The 20,427-nt window shown below is 46.7% G+C and carries 16 protein-coding genes and 1 tRNA gene; 10 read left to right on the top strand and 7 right to left on the bottom strand.

All coding sequences use genetic code 11. The features are described from left to right. Window positions 1-105: 105 nt before the first annotated feature. Genes pdxA through CAN90_RS03275 form a run of 5 tightly spaced genes read right to left on the bottom strand, consistent with a single transcriptional unit; the run spans window position 106 to window position 5,795 of the window. Window positions 106-1,197 carry a 4-hydroxythreonine-4-phosphate dehydrogenase PdxA gene (gene pdxA, locus CAN90_RS03295; protein ID WP_085832410.1) on the bottom strand — a complete coding sequence of 364 codons (1,092 nt, stop codon included), beginning with the start codon at window positions 1,195-1,197 and terminating at the stop codon, window positions 106-108. A 15-nt stretch (window positions 1,198-1,212) separates the two neighbouring features. Further along, window positions 1,213-2,121, bottom strand: a complete 909-nt coding sequence (gene dapA, locus CAN90_RS03290) for a 4-hydroxy-tetrahydrodipicolinate synthase (RefSeq protein WP_085832409.1) — start codon at window positions 2,119-2,121, stop codon at window positions 1,213-1,215. A gap of 22 nt (window positions 2,122-2,143) precedes the next feature. Then, window positions 2,144-3,307, bottom strand: coding sequence for an iron-containing alcohol dehydrogenase (locus CAN90_RS03285; protein WP_085832408.1), 1,164 nt, complete (start codon window positions 3,305-3,307; stop codon window positions 2,144-2,146). Window positions 3,308-3,358: 51 nt separating this feature from the next. Beyond that, a complete protein-coding gene (locus CAN90_RS03280; protein WP_085832407.1) occupies window positions 3,359-4,522 on the bottom strand; it encodes a sialidase family protein in 1,164 nt (387 codons plus the stop codon). A gap of 13 nt (window positions 4,523-4,535) precedes the next feature. Next, on the bottom strand, window positions 4,536-5,795 hold the full coding sequence (locus CAN90_RS03275; protein WP_085832406.1) for a four-carbon acid sugar kinase family protein: 1,260 nt from the start codon (window positions 5,793-5,795) through the stop codon (window positions 4,536-4,538). 250 nt (window positions 5,796-6,045) lie between these two features. On the opposite strand from CAN90_RS03275, the gene CAN90_RS03270 reads away from it, so the two are divergent. Then, window positions 6,046-7,830, top strand: a complete 1,785-nt coding sequence (locus CAN90_RS03270; protein ID WP_085832405.1) for a sigma-54-dependent transcriptional regulator — start codon at window positions 6,046-6,048, stop codon at window positions 7,828-7,830. A gap of 379 nt (window positions 7,831-8,209) precedes the next feature. Here CAN90_RS03270 and CAN90_RS03265 read toward each other — a convergent pair. Then, window positions 8,210-8,285, bottom strand: a tRNA-Pro gene (locus CAN90_RS03265). Between the two features lie 353 nt (window positions 8,286-8,638). On the opposite strand from CAN90_RS03265, the gene CAN90_RS03260 reads away from it, so the two are divergent. From CAN90_RS03260 to CAN90_RS03250, 3 genes are all read left to right on the top strand, one after another. After that, complete coding sequence (locus CAN90_RS03260) at window positions 8,639-9,907, top strand: methyl-accepting chemotaxis protein (protein ID WP_085832404.1); 1,269 nt, start codon at window positions 8,639-8,641, stop codon at window positions 9,905-9,907. Window positions 9,908-10,197: 290 nt separating this feature from the next. Further along, window positions 10,198-12,144 (top strand): 2-dehydropantoate 2-reductase, encoded by a 1,947-nt coding sequence (locus CAN90_RS03255; RefSeq protein WP_085832403.1) that lies wholly within the window; start codon window positions 10,198-10,200, stop codon window positions 12,142-12,144. A gap of 25 nt (window positions 12,145-12,169) precedes the next feature. Beyond that, window positions 12,170-13,531 carry an MATE family efflux transporter gene (locus tag CAN90_RS03250; protein WP_085832402.1) on the top strand — a complete coding sequence of 454 codons (1,362 nt, stop codon included), beginning with the start codon at window positions 12,170-12,172 and terminating at the stop codon, window positions 13,529-13,531. A gap of 102 nt (window positions 13,532-13,633) precedes the next feature. On the opposite strand, the gene CAN90_RS03245 is transcribed toward CAN90_RS03250, so the two are convergent. Further along, window positions 13,634-15,220 (bottom strand): peptide chain release factor 3, encoded by a 1,587-nt coding sequence (locus CAN90_RS03245; RefSeq protein ID WP_085832401.1) that lies wholly within the window; start codon window positions 15,218-15,220, stop codon window positions 13,634-13,636. 229 nt (window positions 15,221-15,449) lie between these two features. Here CAN90_RS03245 and CAN90_RS03240 point away from each other — a divergent pair, with 229 nt between their 5' ends. From CAN90_RS03240 to pstA, 6 genes are all read left to right on the top strand, one after another. Further along, complete coding sequence (locus tag CAN90_RS03240; protein WP_085832400.1) at window positions 15,450-16,037, top strand: nitroreductase family protein; 588 nt, start codon at window positions 15,450-15,452, stop codon at window positions 16,035-16,037. A 200-nt stretch (window positions 16,038-16,237) separates the two neighbouring features. Continuing rightward, window positions 16,238-16,591, top strand: coding sequence for a GIY-YIG nuclease family protein (locus CAN90_RS03235; RefSeq protein ID WP_085832399.1), 354 nt, complete (start codon window positions 16,238-16,240; stop codon window positions 16,589-16,591). Continuing rightward, complete coding sequence (locus CAN90_RS03230) at window positions 16,578-16,883, top strand: DUF2087 domain-containing protein (protein WP_085832398.1); 306 nt, start codon at window positions 16,578-16,580, stop codon at window positions 16,881-16,883. Before CAN90_RS03235 ends, CAN90_RS03230 begins: the two co-directional genes overlap by 14 nt. Before the next feature lie 318 nt (window positions 16,884-17,201). Then, on the top strand, window positions 17,202-18,074 hold the full coding sequence (locus CAN90_RS03225) for a phosphate ABC transporter substrate-binding protein (RefSeq protein WP_085832397.1): 873 nt from the start codon (window positions 17,202-17,204) through the stop codon (window positions 18,072-18,074). Window positions 18,075-18,149: 75 nt separating this feature from the next. Further along, window positions 18,150-19,505 carry a phosphate ABC transporter permease subunit PstC gene (gene pstC / locus CAN90_RS03220; protein ID WP_085832396.1) on the top strand — a complete coding sequence of 452 codons (1,356 nt, stop codon included), beginning with the start codon at window positions 18,150-18,152 and terminating at the stop codon, window positions 19,503-19,505. Then, complete coding sequence (pstA, locus tag CAN90_RS03215; protein WP_085832395.1) at window positions 19,495-20,427, top strand: phosphate ABC transporter permease PstA; 933 nt, start codon at window positions 19,495-19,497, stop codon at window positions 20,425-20,427. The genes pstC and pstA overlap by 11 nt, the downstream gene beginning before the upstream one ends.

Genomic DNA, 20,427 nt, shown 5'->3' with positions numbered 1-20,427 from the left:
ATTCAAAATCGGGATTGTTTTTAGCAGATACCGAATTGCTGCCCTAGGGTAATGCGTTGGCTGCTTATACTTGCAACCCACTGTGGTGAAAAAGAAGACTTTGTTTTAGGCTTCCTTTTTGGCATTGGCAATACGAATAGCATAATCCATTGCGTTAATCAGGCTCAACTCATTTGCGTGGCCGCTTCCTGCATGGCCAAAGGCGGTGCCGTGGTCAACGCTAGCACGAATAATGGGCAACCCGAGTGTTACATTAATACCGGCAACGGCCTCCCAATGCTTTTCATCGCGATTGTACACAAAGCCTTTTACTTTTAGAGGAATGTGACCTTGGTCGTGGTACATCACCACAATAATATCGTACCAACCGCCCAGTGCTTTTGAGAACACCGTATCAGCGGGAACTGGTTTCTTGTCTGGAATCAAGATACCTTCTTCCATAGCAATGTTAATCGCCGGCTGAATCTCCTCAACCTCTTCATATCCGAACAAGCCGTTTTCGCCGCAATGAGGGTTCAAACCGGCAACTGCAATCTTGGGCTCTTTGATACCTAGTGACTTGCAGCCCTCGTTTGCAATGCGAATGCACTCTAGCACACGGTCTTTTTTCACCAGGTTGCAGGCATCTCGCAGAGATACATGTGTAGAGACATGAACCACCCTTAGCTCATCGTGAGCCAGCATCATGCTGTACTTGGGGGTCTTGGTGTAATCGGCATAAATTTCGGTGTGGCCGGAGTAATGGTGACCAGCCATGTTAATGGCTTCCTTGCTCAGAGCGTTGGTAACGGTTGCGTCAATTTGCCCGTTCATCGCCAGCTCAATTACCTTGACTACATACTGAAATGATGCTTTGCCACCTAATGCACAGGCGCCTATCCCAAAGGGCTTTGGTTCTTCTAACTCAGAGCTGTCGGGAATTTTATCTGCGGGAACTAAGCCCAAATCCATTAGGTCAATCGTGCCGTAGGTGTACTTGCCTTCCGAAGGGGAAGAAATTACATTCAGCTCCAAATGGATGCCGTGCAGCTTTCGGGCCACTTTTAAGGCGTAGCGCATGGAGGTTTCGTCGCCTACGACCAGTGGTTTACAGCGCTGGTAAATTGCTGCATCTGCCAGAGCGCGAACGGTGATTTCCGGCCCATTGCCATAGGGGTCTCCCATTGAAATACCAAGAATCGGTCTTAACTGCGTCATAGTGAATTCTCCTTTTTAGCACATGCCTTTGTCAGCATTTTCCTTTAATACTTCTTTTAGAGCGTCAATGCCTTCCTCACACAGGTAATGGAAGGGGCGGCGGCAGTCACCTACGGGGTAGCCTAGCAGAGAAACGGCTTTTTTCACAACCGTGTTGGGGTTGCCATATTTGAATACACTGCGGAAAGAGGCAATTGAATCTTGTGCGGACTCGGCCTCTTCCAGCTTACCTGCTTTGAATAACTCGTAAATAGATGCTAAGGTTTGGGGATATACGTTTGAGCACCCTGCGATACCGCCTGCGCCACCCTCTTTCAGGCAAGGCAAAATTAAGGCATCGTTACCAGACAAGACACGGAAATCTTTATCAAGCTCTTTGGTTAAAGTGATGTAGGCGAGCAGGTTCTCCCAGTCTCCGCTAGAGTCTTTAGCTCCCATAATAACGTCTACATCCTTTGCCAGCTTAGCCACGGTTTCGGGTAACAGCTTATTGCCGGTACGTGCGGGAATGTTGTATAGTACAATGGGAATATCCACATGCTTTGCAATTGCTACATAATGGTCGTACAGCTCTTTTTGAGAGGCCAAAGCAAAGCTGGGGGTGATGATAGAGAGTACGTCAGCTCCGAGCTCTTGTGCTTTTTTGCTCATGCGGATGGTGTCGGCGGTAGAAATACAACCGCTGCCCGCATACACAGGAACGCGACCCTTAACTTGATCAATGGTAGCTTCAAGAACCTCAACCTTTTCGCCCTCGTTGAGTATGTAGCCCTCACCGTTGGTGCCAAAGGGAAAAATGCCGTGTACCCCACCCTTTAGCAGTCGCTCAATTTGATTCCGTAGCTCATCGGTATTTACCGATTCGTCTGAATTCATGGGAGTTAGTATAGGCGTAATAATACCTTTTAGTTCTACATGCTTCATAGTAACGCTCTCCTCACTTTATTTACATAATTTGTAGGTACAAATTTCTTGCATCCTCAGCGGTGACTGTGCGCATGTTGTTTACCAGCAACCGTTGCACCTGCATACCGGCTTCGACTAGGCCATCCAAATCCTCACGTGGAACGCCAAACTCCTTTAGGCTGGTGGGAATATCGAGATGGCGAACAATGTTCTCGAGCCGAGTGATCACCCAATTCGCCTTTTCTTGTGGGGTGTGGCAGGTTTTTAATTCCTCGTGGCAACAGCGGTCGTAAGCTTGTGCCAAACGCTCCTCGCAAACCGGAGCATTAAACCGCATTACTGGTGCCAACAGAATGGCATTTGAAACCCCGTGGGCAATGTGGTATTTGCCACCCAGAGGGTAGCTTAAGGCATGAACGGCAGTGGTACCAGAGGCTGTAATGGCCAACCCGCCATAGTAAGCTGCAATTTGCATTTTATTTTTTGCATCCATTGCTTCGGGATCGTCGCAGGCTTTTTCAATGTTATTTAGGATAAGGTCAAGCCCTTCCAATGCGTATAAATCGCTGAAGGGATTTGCTTTATTGCTGGTAAAGCATTCAATGCAGTGTGCCAAAGCATCCACACCGGTAGCGGCAGCAATGGGTCTGGGCAAGTTCTTAATCATTCTGGCGTCCAGTATGACATAATCAGCAATCATATTCTCATTCACGATGCCAACTTTTAGTTCCTTTTCCGGAACAGCAACAATGGCATTGGGTGTTACCTCTGCGCCGGTGCCGGCAGTAGTGGGGATTAAAAGAATCGGAACACACTTTCTGGCACGGCTAGGGTCATCCAATAGTTCTTTTACACCGTATTCGTTGGTGACCAGCACACTGGCAAGCTTAGCGGCATCCATCACACTGCCGCCACCGCAGGCAACAATCATATCGGCACCGCTTGCTTTAAACTCATCCACAAGATTTTGTACTGCAGTGTAGGTAGGCTCGGCGGGAATCTCATCTAGTACATAGTAATCTACCCCTGCGGCCTTTACTGCTGATTCCGGCAATGTAAACAAGCCACTGGTTTGAATTCCTTTGTCGGTAAACATGGCAACACGGTGTACATTTTCAATTTTAAGGATTTGTGTAATTTTATCGATAGCGTTATTCCCGCCGTACACAGCATGGGGCATTTTTAAATTGTATTCCGTCAGCATTTCAAATCACTCCTATTGCGTTGGATTAGTAGCATTTGCTCGCACATATTATCATTTTGCGCCTTCGCCAGAGGTGGGGTTGTATACGCCAACTCGTTCGCGCTTTGCACCAGCAACGTCCTCTTCTTTCAAGCAAACGTACTTAATGCACTTGCGTGTATAAGCGGCATACGTTAGGTGCAGCATTCCGTCAGCACTTTGCATTAGGTAAGGGTACTCATATTGCTTGTTGTTGGTTTTATTCTCTTCACCAACGTAACCCTCGCCGCGCTCCATCCAACGAATTAGCGGGAAGGTTAGGCCACCGTCTTCCGAAAGTGCTACGGCGACCGGGCAGCGCAGGCCAGGCCATGCAGCTTTACCAGAAACGGGCGTGGGTGTGCAGGTAGGATTATAGGCAACAGCGATTCGCCCGCTTTGGGTGCGAATCGCACTGATGGAAGAGTTGTTATTGGGCAGTGGGGTGGGCTTTGGCTCTGACCAAGTTTCTCCCCAATCCAGAGATTCACTACGGTAAATGTTGTCGGCTTCCCGGCTGCGCATGAAAGCTGTTAAGTGGCCATCTTCCAGTTCCACAACGGTAGGGTGAACACGACCTCTACTGTTGGGCATTTCTACCATGCGCCAAGTTTTGCCTTGGTCGTCTGAAATTTGGAACACACTGGGGTCGCCAGAGAGACCATCCTCAGAATCGGTGCATAGCCAGTTTCCAAAAATCCACCGCCCGTTTTTTAATACCTGAATGGGCTGGCGGCAGAAGCTGCCCTCTCTGGAGAAAACGGTCTCGTAATCGCTCCAGGTAATACCACCGTCAAGGCTTTTTTGGCAGCGAATTTGTGAGGTGAACTGCATGTTATCTTTACCCGCGACACGGTCAAGCTGGGCGGTGTACATGCACCAAACGGCACCGTCCGGGCCGTTAAATAATGACGGGTTCTGTTCACTGCGCCTAGGGTCGCCAGAAACGGAGACCGGCTCCGTCCAGCGGTCTGCGCCCTTTGGGAGACGTGCGCAAACAATATGTACATCGGCGTCCCCTTCATATGTACCTGCAAACCAGCAGCACAGCATGTCACCATTGGGTAGCTCTATCATGGCGGGGGAATGGCAGGTGGCAAATGGTCCTGGAGGCACCAATCCTTCCGCAGTGCCCATTTCCTCATTGCGGAAGATTTGTCCGTCCAAAGTCAGACCCGGGAGAGTAGGGTAGTTCATAACAGTACCTCCGTTAATTTGATATAGATTGTTGAGAAATCTGTTCCGCCAAATTCAAAAGAAGATCTCGCTCTCCAAAACCACCAGATTTTGAAATGATATGGTAGGTTTTTTGAATGTAAACAAACTTGGTTAGAACAACACCGGTTGCTAGTTCGCAAATGGGAGTAAGCTCCGATACATGAACTGCCCGCATTAACGCCAGCAGAGTGTCGCCGCCCGTGCATAAAAGAGTTGCCTGTAAGCCGTAATCCAGCATTCTCTTCATTAAAACCGCCAGATTAGTTGAAATTCGTACCCGAAGCTGTTCTAGTGTAAGACCGTGTTCCTGAGCATAACTGTCGGTATCTTTACATCCCTCTGGGTCGTTGGCATCTAAGATGAAGCGCTTTTCTTGCCTTGCAATAGCAAGCCATTGGTGGATACATTCTTCGGCGAATTTACTGTTAGCCCAGCTTTGTTCCAACTTTTGAACCGCAGTTAGATTTACATGGGGAAAGCCTTGCTCTTGTGCCGCTTTCATTTGCGAGATGGTAACTGGGTTAACACTGCCGCACACTACAAAAAGAGTTTTTTGTAGTACGGGAAGCCTTGGTAGCTCTCCCTTTAGATTCAAAAGGTCTGCCAGTACGGCGGCAAACCCGGCACAGCCTGCGCAAAATTGCAAGTGCTCTATGCCTAACTCTTTGCCAATCTGTCGTAGGTCTGCATCGGTTTCCGCATCAAATAAATGAATACCGGGGCCTGAGATTTCAGTAATCTCTTGCCGTGGGTGCATGACGACCGGTACAGTTGTTTGCTTGCCAAGAATCTCTGCAACTGAGGAATCTAAAACAGGTTCAAAGGGGTCTTGCCCAAATACACTTTGTGCGACCGGAACGCCGTTAATATAGTGGATTCCCTCTTTGGTGATTCGGTTTAGCTTGGGAAGCGCCGGCAGGAACGGGATCGTCGTAATTCCGGTCGCGTCCATTAGCGCCGTAAGTTCGCTGCCTACATTACCTCGCAAAGCGGAATCTGTCTTTTTATAAATGTAAGTGATACCGGCATTTTGTGCCCTTATCACAGTGTTGTAAACGATTGCATAAGCATCCTTTGGTGATAGGTGACGCGTCTCTGCCACCATTACCAATACTTCCACGTTTTTTTCAATTGACCGGAAATCATAGTTCGGATCTGTTACAACGGTTGTTGCTGCCCCTCGAGCTGCAAATTGCACTCCAGTGTCAAACGCTCCCGTAAAGTCATCCGCAATGATTAGTAGCCTTGCCATTTATGTACCTCCTGGATGTTTCATTTTGAAACAAGTTGTAGGAGCGAATTTTGCTTCCTAATATAATTTTTAGAATGATTCATCCTATCTTCATCTACTTTTATGTTTATTTTACATATCTGCGTTGTTTTGTGCAATCATTTTAGTTCTTATATCTGTTTATATTTGAAACGTATCGAAAAATAGTTGTGCGCTATTTGGTTGTTTGGTATAATGTGTTTATAATTGAAACGCATAAAGGGAGACGCACATGAAAAAGTTTATTCGTGTTTTGGGAATCGCACCTTATGAGGGAATGAAAAATCAGATGCTAAAGCTGGTAGAGGAATACCCACAAATTGATTTAACGGTTTATGTAGGGGATATGGAACAAGGCCTTATCATCATACAAAACAACTTTCATGGTGATTACGATGCGGTCATATCTCGTGGCGCTACGGCACAAATGCTGCGTCAGCACCTAACGATTCCAGTAATTGAAATCGATATTTCTATGTACGACATTCTATGTGCGATTAAGCTTGCAAATGGGCTGAAAGAAAAAACAGCAATGATTTTCTTTGCTAATATTCGAAATCAAGTGCAGCCCTTATGTGATTTGTTGGAATGCGATATGGACATATACACAGTAAATTCTGTGGAGGCCGTAGAGCCAACATTGCGTAGTCTACAAGAAAAACAATACCACGCAATCCTCTGCGATGTGATTGTTAACACCACTGCCCAGCGGCTGGGAATAAACTCTTTTCTCATTACCTCTGGCATTGATAGCATCCGCAATGCGTTTCACCACGCCTTACTTTTGTGCGACAACCAGCAATACCTGCGGGATGAAAATTTGTTCTTTCGCGAGCTAATTCGAGGGCAGATTGGGCAGACCATTGTGTTCGACATCCAAGGTAATTTGTTCTTATCCACCTTGGATGACCCGAAGCCGGAAATTATAGAGCTGCTGCGCCAAGAGTTAACACAGCCTGCTCAAGAGGAAGAACGGCGCATTAGCCGAACCCTCGGCGGGATGCTCTATTCTATACGCGTGCGGCAAATTGGTAGTGGCACTTTGCGTTATACTGCATTCTTTTTCGATGCCAGAAAATTACCGGTATCACCCAATCAAGTGGGAATCCGCTTTTCTAGCCGGGCAGAAGCGGAGACCGAATACTACAATAGTATTTTCAGCTTTGCCGGGAATCTTTACGGCTCTCAGCAAGAGACAGAGCAAATGAACCAGGGCACGGCACCCATCATCTTTACTGGGGAGGATGGCACTGGCAAGGAATCCATTGTTCGTATGTTTTACATTCGAGGGCCACTGCGAAATAACCCGTTTGTCTCCATCAATTGCAGTTTGCTGAATGACCGCAGTTGGGCTTTTCTTATGGAGCACCACAACTCCCCCTTGGCAGACGAAGGCAATACTTTGTACTTTGCAAATGTAGATGTTTTGTCTCGGGAAAGGCAGTACCAGCTAATTGCTGTATTGACAGAATTGGAGGTGTGCCGTCGCAATCGGGTAATGTTCTCCTGCGTTTGCCAAAGCGATGAGCATATTTCGAAAGTGGGTGCTTTGTTTCAAGATAAGCTTTCTTGCATCTCGCTGTATCTTCCGCCTTTACGGCAAATTTCGGAACGCATTCCTACACTGGTAAATTTGTGTTTGAGCCACATGAACGTAAATATGCCTCGGCAAATTCTAGGAGCAGACTCGGAGGCGTTGTCATTGCTGCAACATTACCCTTGGCCGCATAACTACACCCAATTTCGCCGGGTGATTGAGGAGCTTTCCCTAACAAGCACCAACCAAATTATTACTGCCGACAATGTGCGCCGTGTATTACGGAAAGAAAGGCATGTTGGTGCATTCTCTCACCAAAAGGAGAATGCTGCCGCTCCGCTGGATTTAAACCGCACACTGACTGAAATCAGCCAAGACATCGCCCTGCGGGTAGTAGAAGAAACGGGCGGAAACCATACCGCCGCCGCCAAACGCCTTGGCATCAGCCGTACAACTCTATGGCGGCTGTTGCAAAAATGAGCATACAAAATCTTCAGAAGTAAAAAGCCCCTGATTTTTAACTAAGCTTCGCCTATTCAATAAATTGAGAGCCTTTTTAAAATAGAATAAAATGTTTTAAATAATGTTCGTTTTTTCTACACTAATTCTCAATGGTAGGTGCAAGCAAACGTTATCAATTAAGAAGAACAGCCTTAAAAACATGTTATTGTTTTTAAGGCTGTTCTTTTATTAATAATATATTGATTTCATATTTGTGGAATGGGTCTTGTGAAACATGAATTATGCAATAACATTGGTTTGCAAACGGTGAATGAGAGGCTTTTATCCTATTTCTTAATTTACCGTGAGCTTTGCCACATAAACCAAAAAAGAAAAGACCCCAAAAGGGTCTTTTCAATGGTCGGAGTGACAGGGTTCGAACCTGCGGCCTGATGGTCCCAAACCACCCGCGCTACCAACTGCGCCACACCCCGGTATACTCTATATGTATGTTTTTATATTCGCTTTGACATAAAGCAGTAAAAACACTCGCTCAAAAATTATAGCGGAAAAATATGAGTTCGTCAAGTGATTGGACAAAACGTATTGAAAAAATAGTATAATAATTGAAAAATTAAAATAATAAGTGTTTTTATAAAGTATTTTTTCGATTTCTTTGGTAAAGCGCTAAATTTTTTTAAAGAAAAGACGAAATTACTAAATGAGGTCTTATTTTCTTATATCCTTTTGTCGACTTATTATGTAAAGCCAATAAAATAGGATACGAAAAACAGATTAACATATGGAGTTTTTACCCCAAACATAAGGTTAAGGGAGCTGGTTGAAAATGAAAAGTATCCGTTTCAGAATCGCCTCAATTTTATTAACTGTAATAGTCCTGTTAAGTGTTTCTTTTGGCGTTGTCAGTTCTTTTGTAATCAAATCTGGGGCAGATGAGGTTTTTTGGATCGTTATTCTAACGTTGGTGTACTGTCTCATTGGTGTTGTGGTGTCTTTTTGGATTGGCGGTAAAATCGCGAAGCCGATTTCCACTTGTGCTGACCGTTTGTATGCGCTTTCGGAGGGTGACCTCAATTCACCTGTGCCAAAAATTAGCTCAAGAGATGAAACAGGCCGCTTGGCAGATGCAACAGAAGTAATTGTTACAAATCTACGAGCTATTATTTTAGATTTAAATACTCTTCTGGCTGCTCTTTCGCAATCGAATTTTAATGTAAAGTCGCAATCAAGGGATGCGTACCGCGGTGATTTTCAACCGCTGTGCGACCATTTTGAGAAAATTGTATCTTCTTTGAATGATACCTTCGGCCAGATTAGCCAATCTGCCACAATGGTATCCAACGAATCGGAACAGGTGTCGTATGGTGCGCAGAATCTGGCACAGGGAGCCTCCGAGCAAACCGCCTCCATTGAAGAGTTGGCGGCAGCAATTCACCATTTGTCCGACAAGGTAAAAGAGAATGCCCTTAACGCAGTTCAGGCAGGTGAATGGGCTTCACAAACTATGGATGAAGTTGGCCAGTGTAATGATAAAATGCAGGGCATGGTTAAGGCCATGAAGCGCATCGACCAAACCTCTTCGCAAATTAGCAATATTGTAAAAGCAATTGAAGACATTGCGTTCCAAACCAATATTTTGGCTTTAAATGCAGCTGTTGAGGCCTCTCGTGCAGGGGAAGCCGGCAAGGGATTTGCCGTTGTGGCAGATGAAGTTCGTAACCTTGCCTCTAAAAGCGCGGAATCGGCAAAGAGTACCTCTTCATTGATTACCGATTCTCTCAGCGCAGTCTCTGAGGGTTCCCGCATGGTAGACGCTGCGCTCGATGCACTGCAGGCGGTAACAAAGAGCATGGCAGAAACACAGCGTGAGCACCGTGAAATTGCAGAGGTAACCGAAGAGCAGTCTACCGCGGTTGACCACCTTACAACGGTAATGGATCAAATCTCTGCAGTAGTACAGACAAACTCGGCTACGGCGGAAGAAAGTGCGGCGGCAAGCGAGGAGCTTTCTGGTCAGGCACAAATGATGAAGTCGCTGGTGTCCCAATTCCAGCTTCGGCAATCTTCCACCTCCAGTAGGAATACCAGACCATAAATCTGCCTAGAATAATAGTACATTGGAGCGGAGCGGGGGTTTCTCGCCCCGCTTTCTTTTGAGTGTTTTTACTACCTTTTATTCTACAATCTTACATTTATCTATGAAATGTAAAATAACGCCGGTAAGCTGTGTTTTCGAAAAGTTAAATATTTTACGATTATAATGCCTTTGGGTTACTGAGCGCACTCTTTGCATTGTGTCGAAAAAGGTGTTATTATAAGGAAAAAATTGCCGTAGCATCCGGCTTGTCGGAGAGCCGGCGTCATTTTATCACCGGGGGGATTTCCATGAAGTACTTAATTGTTGGAACAGGGGGAACAGGCGGAGCCATTGGTGGCTTCCTTGCCGCAAGTGGAAAGGATGTCTCTTTTATTGCAAGAGGCAGCCATTTGCAGGCAATTCGTGAAAATGGCTTGGTCATTGAATCAGAGCTGCGCGGCAGATTGCATATTGAACATGCACAGGCGTTTGATATGGAGAGCTACGATGGTAGCCCAGATGTTATTTTTGTTTGTGTTAAAGGGTATTCCATGGAAGATGTGTATCCGTTCCTGCGCCGCGTTGCACGGGACGATACCATGATTATTCCAATACTAAATGTGTATGGCACAGGCGGTAAAATGGCAGTTCGAATGCCCGGTCTAACGGTGGCAGACGGCTGTGTTTATATTATCTCGTATCAATCTGCGTCAGGTGAAATTACGCAGAAAGGCCCTCTGTTTCGAGTGGTATACGGCAATCGGGATACGAGCTGCCCGCCCATTTTTTATGAGATTGAAAAAGACCTGCGTGAGAGCGGAATTGATGTAATAGTTTCAACCAATATCATACGAGATGCGTTTCAGAAATTCTCCTGCGTTTCACCAATGGCAGCGGCAGGTGTATTCTTCCAAAATACGATGGGGGAGATTCGCAGTAATCCTAGAAAAAGAGAAGTGTTTGCCAGCCTTGTTGGAGAAATTGGGCAGTTGGCGCAGGCAATGGGGATTCCCTTTTCAACGGATGTAGTGCAGGAAAATCTGGATATACTCGACAATACCGCACCGGACAGTACAACCTCCATGCAAAGGGATTTACTAAAAGGCGGCCCGTCTGAAATGAATGAGCTTCTGTTTGAAGTGGTTCGTTTGGGGAAACGCTATCAGATTGAATTGCCAACCTATGAGATGATCGCACGCAGTAAGGGGTATTCCGAAGCATTTGAGCCCATGTGGCTGGGGAACCTGCAACTGAGGAACCGTTTGGTGCGTTCCGCAACGCGTGACGGGGTGGAAAACGAAGACGGCACCGTGAGTGAGCGTCAGCTTGAAATTATGCACACGCTTGCTTCTCACGAGGTAGGCATGATTATCAGCGGTCATTTTTATGTTCACCCGCAGGGACAAGCCTCTGCCTCCCAAAATGGAATTTACGACGGTCGTTTTCTACCCGGTATGCGCCGTATGGTGGATGCGGTGCACGCAGAAGGGGGCTGTATTATTGCACAAATTAACCATGCCGGCGGCAATGCAGATGTGGAAGAACCGGTTGCTCCATCAGAGCGGGTGTACTCTAAGGGTCGCCTTGCTCGCGAGTTAACACACGAAGAAATGAATGAAATTTGTGAGTGCTTTGCAGAGGGCGCTTCCCGAGCCTATCAAGCAGGGTTTGACGGTGTGCAGATTCACATGGCGCACGATTACCTTCTCAGCCAATTCTTAACGCCAATGATGAATTTGCGAGCCGATGAATACGGTGGTACGGCAGAAAATCGGTTCCGCTTTTGCGGCGAGATTATTGAGGCAGTACGGCGTGCTACCTCGGAATCTTTCCCAATCCTTGTGAAGATAAACAGTAATGTGCTAGCAAATGACCACCAGTATGAAGAAGACTTGCGGTATTACCTAAAGCAAATGGAATTGCTGGGCGTTGCCGCGGTGGAACTTTCTGGCTGTGATTTTACGAAGAAAACAGCAAGCCAACGGACATACTATCTGGAAAGAGCGGCTCGAATGCAGAAAGAAACGGAAATGCCGCTGATTTTGGTTGGTGGGGTACGTTCCCTGCGAGACATCGCCAAAGTATTGGATTCTGGAATTCGTATGGTAGCACTTAGCCGACCGCTGATTTGCCAAGGGGATTTGATTTCCCGTTTACTTTCCGGTGAACGGGCAAGATGTACGGGCTGCAACCAATGCTTTACTCTGCCGCGTACCAGAGGAATTCGCTGCATGTTCCATGGAATGGGTGGTTAAGTTACCCGCTTGGAAAGGATAAGAAATGAACCGAAGACTTGATATTATGGAAAACGCGCCGGTCAGTAAGGCTCTGGCATACTTGGGCTTGCCGACCATTATTGGGCTTTCCGTAACAGGTTTTTATCAGTTAGCTGTCAGCTTTTTTGTAGCGAAAATGGGCACGCAGGCCATGGGAGCAATCTCCATTGTGTACCCGTTAATACTGATTATGCCAGGGATTGGTTTGCTGTTCGGGAACGGGGGAGCCGCCTATATGGCAGAGCTTCTCGGCGCAGGGGAAAAGGAGCGGGCAGAAACGGTGCTTGCCTCCACCGCTTTTTATTGCGTTCTGTTCAGTGTGCTTACACAGTTATTGCTACCGGTTATGCCCAGTTTACTGGTATTTATGGGTGCCTCGGCATCCGTTCTTCCACTTGCTGTGCAGTATGGTCAAATACTGGTCATTTCTTTTTTATTTCATATTCCATCGGTTTGCATGAATAACTTAGTGCGGGCTGAGGGGAATGCCTCCCTTAGTATGATTTCGCAATCCACCGGTGCAGTGCTCAATGTGGCGCTTACGCCGCTGTTTTTGTTCTATTTTCATTGGGGGATTCGCGGGGCGGCGGCATCAGCCGCAGTAGCGCAGTTTGTGGCATTCTGTATTTTGGCACAGTATTACCTGCGTGGCAAAAGCTATTTAAAGCTCGATTTTCGCAAGGTTCGTTTTCAGTGGTGGATACTCGAGCCAGTTTTAAAAATTGGAGTGCCGTTGTTGTGCATTAGCTTATTCCAGAGCATATCTATGACGGCAGCCAATATTGCAGCTGCCCCGCATGGGGATGCGGTCGTAGCAGGGCTTGGTATTGCCAACCGCGTGATTGGAATGACAACGCTTGCGGTAACCGGCTTTTCAAGGGGCTACCAAACCTTTATCTCTTATTGCTATGGTGCAGGCCAGCCAGAGCGTATCCGTTTGGCCACCAAAACAGCATACCTGTGGGGTATGCTTGGAGGCTTGGGAATCTCTGCCATACAAATTGGGTTTGCGGGAGGAATCGTCGCAGCTTTTTCAGACGATGCAGAGGTAATTTCAATTGGTATTCAGGCATTAATCGCGGGAAGCTTGCTGTTTTTCACGTATGGCTACCAATCGATGGCAACCGTTTATTTGCTTTGCATTCGTTATAGTAAAGCGGGGTTCGTGTTTAGCATTCTACGGCAGGGGCTTGCGTACCTTCCGCTTCTGCTTGTATTTGACCGTTTATTTGCAGTTAGGGGAATACTGTATACCCAGGCCGTGGCAGACCTGGTAACCACTGGGCTGTTGGTTCTTTTTCTTACCATTACAAAGCGCAGCCGTAAAACAGCACTGGATATGGCGTTGGAAAAAACAGATAAATAAAAAAGCCCTGCTTAGGTTTCCCATTTAATGAGGAAAGTAAAGCGGGGCTTTTAATATATGCGGCTTCTTTTCAAAAGCAATAGTTATAAAAATAAAATGGATTTAGCCACGACTAAAGTCAGTTAGCTCCAAGCCCTCGTTGCGTTCGAGCGCCCAGCGGATGTTCCACTCGCTGGTGAACAGCAGCAGGTGGTGACCCTTGAGGTCCTGAATCTTCTTTGTGTCGGAGGTAACGGTAATCTTTTTGGGGTCGATTTCATCGTTTGAAATCCAGCGGATGTACTGGTATGGTAAAGGTTCCAACCGAATATCTACATTATATTCGTGCTTTAAGCGGTATTCGAGCACTTCAAATTGCAGAACACCCACAACACCAACGATGACTTCCTCCATGCCGGATTCCAGCTCTTGGAAAATCTGAATTGCACCTTCCTGTGCAATTTGCGACATACCTTTTACAAACTGCTTACGCTTCATGGTATCCATTTGGCGAACACGGGCAAAATGCTCTGGTGCAAAGGTGGGGATTCCTTCAAATAGTATTTTTTTACCGGGCGCACACAGGGTATCGCCAATCGAGAAAATACCCGGGTCAAACACACCAATGATGTCTCCGGCATAGGCTTCCTCAATAATTTCGCGCTCCTGCGCCATAATCTGCTGCGGCTGAGACAGCTTGATTTTTTTGCCCTCCTGCTGGTGTAAAACCTCCATGTTCTTTTCAAACTTTCCGGAGCAAATACGCATAAATGCGATACGGTCACGGTGAGCTTTGTTCATGTTGGCCTGTATTTTAAACACAAAGGCAGAGAAATCGGAATCAAAGGGGTCAACTTCGCCCTCAATGGTTTTGCGGGGCAGAGGGGAGCTTGTCATGCGCAAGAATTCCTCCAAGAACGGCTCAACACCAAAGTTTGTGAGAGCAGAACCAAAGAATACAGGAGAGAGGCGCCCATGGCGTACGGCATCCATATCAAATTCATAGCCTGCACCATCAAGCAGCTCAATGTCGTCGCAGAGCTGTTCGTGCAGGTACGGGCCAATCAAGGTTTTCAGGTTGGGGTCATCCAGACCTGAAACGGTGGCTTCGGCTTCGTGCTTACCACTATCCCCTTTAAAGGAAATAATCTGGCTGCTGTTGCGGTCATAAACGCCCTTAAAGTCTTTGCCACAGCCAATTGGCCAGTTCATCGGGTAGGTCTTAATACCGAGCTCCAGCTCAATTTCTTCCAGCAGGTCAAAAGGATTGCGTGCTTCACGGTCCATCTTATTAATAAAGGTAAAAATAGGGATGTCGCGCAGCAGGCAAACTTTAAATAGCTTTCTGGTTTGCGCTTCCACACCCTTTGAAGCATCAATTACCATTACAGCGGAATCCGCCGCCATCAGCGTGCGGTACGTATCCTCTGAGAAGTCTTGGTGCCCGGGAGTGTCCAAAATATTAATGCAGTAGCCCTCATATTGAAATTGCAGAACGGAGGAGGTAACGGAAATTCCTCTCTGCTTCTCGATTTCCATCCAGTCAGAAACCGCATGGCGGGAGTTCTTTTTTCCCTTAACCGAGCCAGCCAGAGCAATGGCTCCACCGTATAGCAGAAATTTTTCGGTCAGCGTTGTTTTACCTGCGTCAGGGTGCGAAATAATCGCAAAGGTTCTGCGCTTTTGAATCAAAGATCGATAGTCACTCAAGTTAGGTTCCTCCGTCTATCCAGTAGTATCGAAAACACTTTGACAGTATACCACGAGCCGTGCTAAATTTCAATTTATCCGATACAGAAAAGGAAAAAATATGGTAAGATATAAGCAAAGCGGTTACACTGCACTGCCGTATAGAACGGCACAAAGCTATTTTGCCCGTATTTCGGGATTGTAAGCCCGTTTTACGTGTAAAAAGAAACGATAAAGGAGAGGATTTATCATGGAGCTGAACGATTGGAAAAACCTATTAAAAAGCAGCCGTAGTACACGCGGGTACGACGAAGGCCGTAAGGTTCACCGCGAGGAGCTGGAGCAGCTGGTGGATTGTGCACGTTTTACACCCTCTACCATGAACATGCAGCCCTTGCGCTACCGTTTGGTACATGAACCGGAGGAGCTGCAAAAGCTACAGCCGCTCACCAAGTGGGCGGGTGCACTCAAGGGAATGCACTTGCCAAAGGAAGGGCATTGCCCGCAGGCATTTATCGTGATTTGCCACGATACCGATATTGCCGCGGCAGGCCCCGGTTTTGCGCGAGATGTGGGCATCGTATGCCAAACCATCATGCTTACCGCAAACGTAATGGGGCTAGGCGGGTGTATTCTAGGAGCTTTTTCTGCCGAGGCAGTGCAGAAAGCGCTTGAGTTGGAGGAGCACCTGATTCCCATGGCGATGGTTGCCGTTGGCAAGCCGGATGAAACCATTGTGCTTACCGAAGTGGAGCGCGGTGAAAGCGTTGTTTACTACCGTGATGAAAACGGAGTGCATTACGTTCCCAAGCGTAAACTGGAAGATGTGCTTATTTAATTCTAAATGAAATATAAAAAACGGCTTCTTTTTAAGTAGAAAAGAAGCCGTTTTTTCCATTTTTATCTTTATCGAAAATGATAACTCTACGGAGCGTTGATTGTACTGTTGGCTGTGGCAGGGTACAATAATCTTGTGCCTAGCAGCTGATGTATGAACCTGCTGTAAATGCAAATTGCGAGGCGAGAGGAGAGATAAAGATGAACGATGCAGCGAAAAAGGCTTTGAAGAACCAATATAAGAATAGCAAGCAGGTAGGCGGTGTGTACCGTATTTGCTGTGTTCCATCCGGTGAATGCTGGGTTCGTTCCAGCCCGGATTTAAAGGGTGCTAAAAATCGGTTTGAATTTCAGTGCGCCACAAAGCTAAGTCCAGAGCCTGCAATGGCACCAGCATGGAAACAATACGGTGCAGGTGCATTTGGCTTTGAAATATTAGAAGAGATTGAGAAAAAGGAAACACAGACATCCCGCGAGTTTTTAGAGGATGTTGCGGCACTGCTGGAAATGTGGAATGAAAAGCAGGGTGAGGGAGATGACAATGGAGCAGAATAAAAAAATAGCACGCTTTCTAAATACGGAGGGTAAAATTACGCAATTGCCGCAGAAGCAGAGTGTTCGGTTGGCGCTGCTAAGCTATTTAGCACAGCAGTTTGAGGAGAACCGCTTTTACACCGAGCAAGAGGTGAACGCCTTGTGCGAAGAGTGGCACACCTTTGGCGATTACTTTTTGCTTCGACGTGAGCTGATAGACCAACACTTTTTAAGCCGTAAGCCAGATGGCTCTGTTTATTGGAAAGTAATAATAAAAGAAGTCGAGCCAGACTCCACGGTAAATCTCACATGAAAAATGATATGAAAACCTCTCTTTGCCAACATAACGGTTTCGACACTGTTTTTTAGGGCTAAGAGAGGTTCTTTTTTATTACTATCTTTTATGGAACTTATACTTTTAAACTAGCGCCGCTGAATTCCATGGCGAGATTGGTGTAATATAACCACAGTGGTTCTCGTGAGTATTGATTGCACAATTTTATTTCAAATTTCCCATTTTCATATTTTCTTTTAACCACTTCTAAAATTCGTTTAACTTAAATTTAACATTGCGGGATTAAGATAAAAGCATGCAAATGAGAAATTGAGAATTTCAGGAGGAAATGAGAATATGAAAAAACAGATGATGGCATTGGTTGCAATGCTTTTGGTGGGGGCAACTGCGGCAACTGGTTGCTCTTCCACAGTTGAGGGCAAAAGCGATACACCCTCCGCAGCATTGCCTTCCCAATCCGTCGCATCCACCGCGGCGTTGAGTGGTAAATTAACGTTAAATGGTTCTACCTCCATGGCAAAGGTTTGCCAGGCACTTGGCGAAGGATTTATGGGAAAATACCCGCAGGTCACGGTAGAAAAGGGTGGTACGGGCTCTGGTGATGCCGTAAAAGCAGTTAATAATGGAACCGCATTGATTGGCGATTTGTCCCGTAATTTAAAGGATGAGGAAAGACCGGCGGATTTTGAAATCAACGAGATTGCAATTGATGGGATTGCCATTGCGGTAAGCCCCAAAAATAAGATTGACGGCCTGACCAATGAGCAGGTGGCAAAAATTTATACCGGGGAATATACCAACTGGAAGCAGTTGGGCGGTGACGACAAAAAAATCACCGTAATCGGCCGCGAGGCCACCTCCGGCACACGAGACGGCTTTGAATCCATCTTCAAAGTGAAAGAGAAAACTAAGCTCTCCGCTGAGCTTTCTTCCACGGGAGAAGTGGTGTCAAAGGTAAGCAGTGACCCCGCGGCGATTGGCTATGTATCGCTCGATTCCGTGAACTCCTCCGTGAAAGCGTTAAAGATTGACGGAGTTGAGGCTAGTGAGGCGACGGTTGCAAATGGTACGTATAAAGTACAAAGACCATTTATCGAAATTTATAAAAAGGGCAGCGATAATGAGCTGATTAAAGCTTGGTTTGAGTTTATGAAATCGGATGATGGAAAGAAAATTATTAAAGAAGCCGGACTAGTAACAAAAGGCTGAGCCGATAAAAAAGCTTACCCGGTGTATCAAAATGATACACCGGGGCGCTTTGGCATTGGGCGAAGGAGGGCATAAATGGAACACACGATGGACGGCCAAAAGGGCCGAGAACGAGAGAAACAGAGGAATGCGGTATACCGTTTGGTAGCGGCTGCACTGGGGCTGGCAAGCATACTGTCTTTTTTACTCCCTTATATTACATTTGTTTTTCGTGGATTAAATTACACCGTGAGCGGTGTTCAGCTTGCGTTTATTAAAGGGTTTTGGGTGGTTGGCCCGCAGCAAAGCGGCCTTGTTACCGTTCCCCTTGCAGTGCGCGCCAGTATTTTACTGGGGCTGCTTTGTGCTGCCGGTGGATTTTTACTCATGGTGCTAAGAAAAAAGCCGGTAACAGCCGGGCTGCTATTCTTGCTTTCGGGCATATCGCCGCTGCTTGTGATGGCCGCCTCCGGTGCCATACAAACTGCTGTGACTCAGCTCAATATCAGTCAAGTGGAAATACGGTTCTTATGGCCGTTCGTATCCACATTGCTTGGCGGCTTGGTTGCCTCTGTATTGGCATTGCGCACACAGGGGGTGGAGCGACTCGCGGAATCGGTATTTCAGGTGTTTGCTTGTGTCTCCATCGGTTCTGTAATTCTGCTCACCATTTACATTATTTCAGCTGGTTTGCCTGCTATTTCGCAAATTGGGCTGGTTTCCTTCCTGTTTGGGGAGAGCTGGAAGCCGGGAGCGGATGTATTCGGGATTCTTCCCATGATTCTCTCTTCCATTGCCGGTACGATAGGCGCCATTATCATCGGCGTTCCAGTCGGGATTTTAACCGCTGTGTTTTTGTCTGAAACAGCGAGCCCGCGTCTTGCTATGCTGGTGCGCCCCGCTGTGGAGCTGCTTGCCGGTATTCCGTCGGTTATTTATGGCTTTTTTGGAATGCTCGTGATTGTTCCTGCCATTCGTGGGATTTTCCCGGAGCACACCATTGGCGACAGCCTCCTTGCGGTTATTTTAATATTGTCAGTAATGATTCTGCCTACCATTGTGAGCGTTACGGAAACATCTCTGCGGGCGGTACCAAGCACATTCCGTGAGGCCTCACTAGCACTGGGTGCCACACAAACCGAAACTATTTTCAAGGTAACCTTGCCCGCTGCAAAATCCGGAATTTTGGCGGGAGTGATTCTTGGTGTAGGACGTGCCATTGGTGAAACCATGGCGGTGATTATGGTGGCGGGTAACGTGGCAAATATGCCGTCGCTGCTCGGTACGGTTCGCCTGCTAACAACCGGCATTGCGATGGAGATGTCGTACGCCTCTGGTCTGCACCGTGAAGCCTTATTTGCGATTGGGCTGGTACTGTTTGTTTTTATCATGATTGTAAATCTGATGTTTAATTATATCTCAAAGAAGGGAGTGCAGATTCATGCCGAATAAATCCGGAGTGTTAGAACCAAGCGCTTCCAATTCAAAACTTTCGGTGCAAGGGAAATCCCTTTACAACCGCAGAGCAAAGCCGAAGGACGTGTTTTTAAAGCTATTGATTAACGGTGCGGCTTTTTTATGTGTTGTTGTATTGGTTGGTATTTTGGGGTATATTCTAGTAAATGGCATTGGTTATGTTAGCTGGCAGTTTCTTTCTACTCCGTATTCCGAAACGAAAGCGGAGCTGAAAGGAATACTGCCCATGATTATTAACACCATGTACATTGTCGTAATTACGTTATTAATCGCTGCACCCATCGGTATTTGCTCTGCGATTTACCTCACGCAATACGCTAAACAGGGAAAATTGGTAAAGGCGATACGCTTTACCACTGAAATACTCTCGGGAATCCCCTCCATTCTATTTGGGTTGTTTGGTTATACCGTATTTTGCATTCTATTCCGCCTTCAAATCTCGATTTTGGCGGGCTGCCTTACCATGACGCTCTGCATTTTGCCAACCATAGTGCGCACCACGGAGGAATCGTTGCTTTCGGTTCCGGCATCTTACAAAGAAGGTGCATTTGCTTTGGGTGCTGGCAAGCTGCGTGTGGTCCTTGGTATTGTTCTGCCATGTGCAATGCCCGGTGTGCTTACGGCTGTTATTCTTGCCATGGGGCGCATTGTGGGGGAATCTGCTGCTTTGCTGTTTACCTCTGGCCTTGCCTACCAAATGCCCAAAGGCTTTTTTCAGCAGATATTCAGCAGTGGGCGCACTCTGACGCTTCACTTATACCAAACAGCCCGTGAAGCCACCACGCCCGATGCAATGAACATTGCCTTTGCTACCGCATCGGTTCTTCTCATACTGGTATTTCTGCTCAATCGTTTGGCAGGCGCACTTTCAAAATCCCTGCGGAAAGGAACCGATTAA

This window comes from Clostridium merdae, assembly GCF_900176635.1.
Classification (GTDB): domain Bacteria; phylum Bacillota; class Clostridia; order Oscillospirales; family Acutalibacteraceae; genus Faecalispora; species Faecalispora merdae.
The sequence above is the reverse complement of the archived record's forward strand: the minus strand, read 5'-3'. Positions and strand labels throughout refer to the sequence as shown.

Coding starts and splice junctions, on each gene's coding strand:
- pdxA (WP_085832410.1), bottom strand. CDS start 1,197: ATGACGCAGTTAAGACCGATTCTTGGTATTTCAATGGGAGACCCCTAT.
- dapA (WP_085832409.1), bottom strand. CDS start 2,121: ATGAAGCATGTAGAACTAAAAGGTATTATTACGCCTATACTAACTCCC.
- CAN90_RS03285 (WP_085832408.1), bottom strand. CDS start 3,307: ATGCTGACGGAATACAATTTAAAAATGCCCCATGCTGTGTACGGCGGG.
- CAN90_RS03280 (WP_085832407.1), bottom strand. CDS start 4,522: ATGAACTACCCTACTCTCCCGGGTCTGACTTTGGACGGACAAATCTTC.
- CAN90_RS03275 (WP_085832406.1), bottom strand. CDS start 5,795: ATGGCAAGGCTACTAATCATTGCGGATGACTTTACGGGAGCGTTTGAC.
- CAN90_RS03270 (WP_085832405.1), top strand. CDS start 6,046: ATGAAAAAGTTTATTCGTGTTTTGGGAATCGCACCTTATGAGGGAATG.
- CAN90_RS03260 (WP_085832404.1), top strand. CDS start 8,639: ATGAAAAGTATCCGTTTCAGAATCGCCTCAATTTTATTAACTGTAATA.
- CAN90_RS03255 (WP_085832403.1), top strand. CDS start 10,198: ATGAAGTACTTAATTGTTGGAACAGGGGGAACAGGCGGAGCCATTGGT.
- CAN90_RS03250 (WP_085832402.1), top strand. CDS start 12,170: ATGAACCGAAGACTTGATATTATGGAAAACGCGCCGGTCAGTAAGGCT.
- CAN90_RS03240 (WP_085832400.1), top strand. CDS start 15,450: ATGGAGCTGAACGATTGGAAAAACCTATTAAAAAGCAGCCGTAGTACA.
- CAN90_RS03235 (WP_085832399.1), top strand. CDS start 16,238: ATGAACGATGCAGCGAAAAAGGCTTTGAAGAACCAATATAAGAATAGC.
- CAN90_RS03230 (WP_085832398.1), top strand. CDS start 16,578: ATGGAGCAGAATAAAAAAATAGCACGCTTTCTAAATACGGAGGGTAAA.
- CAN90_RS03225 (WP_085832397.1), top strand. CDS start 17,202: ATGAAAAAACAGATGATGGCATTGGTTGCAATGCTTTTGGTGGGGGCA.
- pstC (WP_085832396.1), top strand. CDS start 18,150: ATGGAACACACGATGGACGGCCAAAAGGGCCGAGAACGAGAGAAACAG.
- pstA (WP_085832395.1), top strand. CDS start 19,495: ATGCCGAATAAATCCGGAGTGTTAGAACCAAGCGCTTCCAATTCAAAA.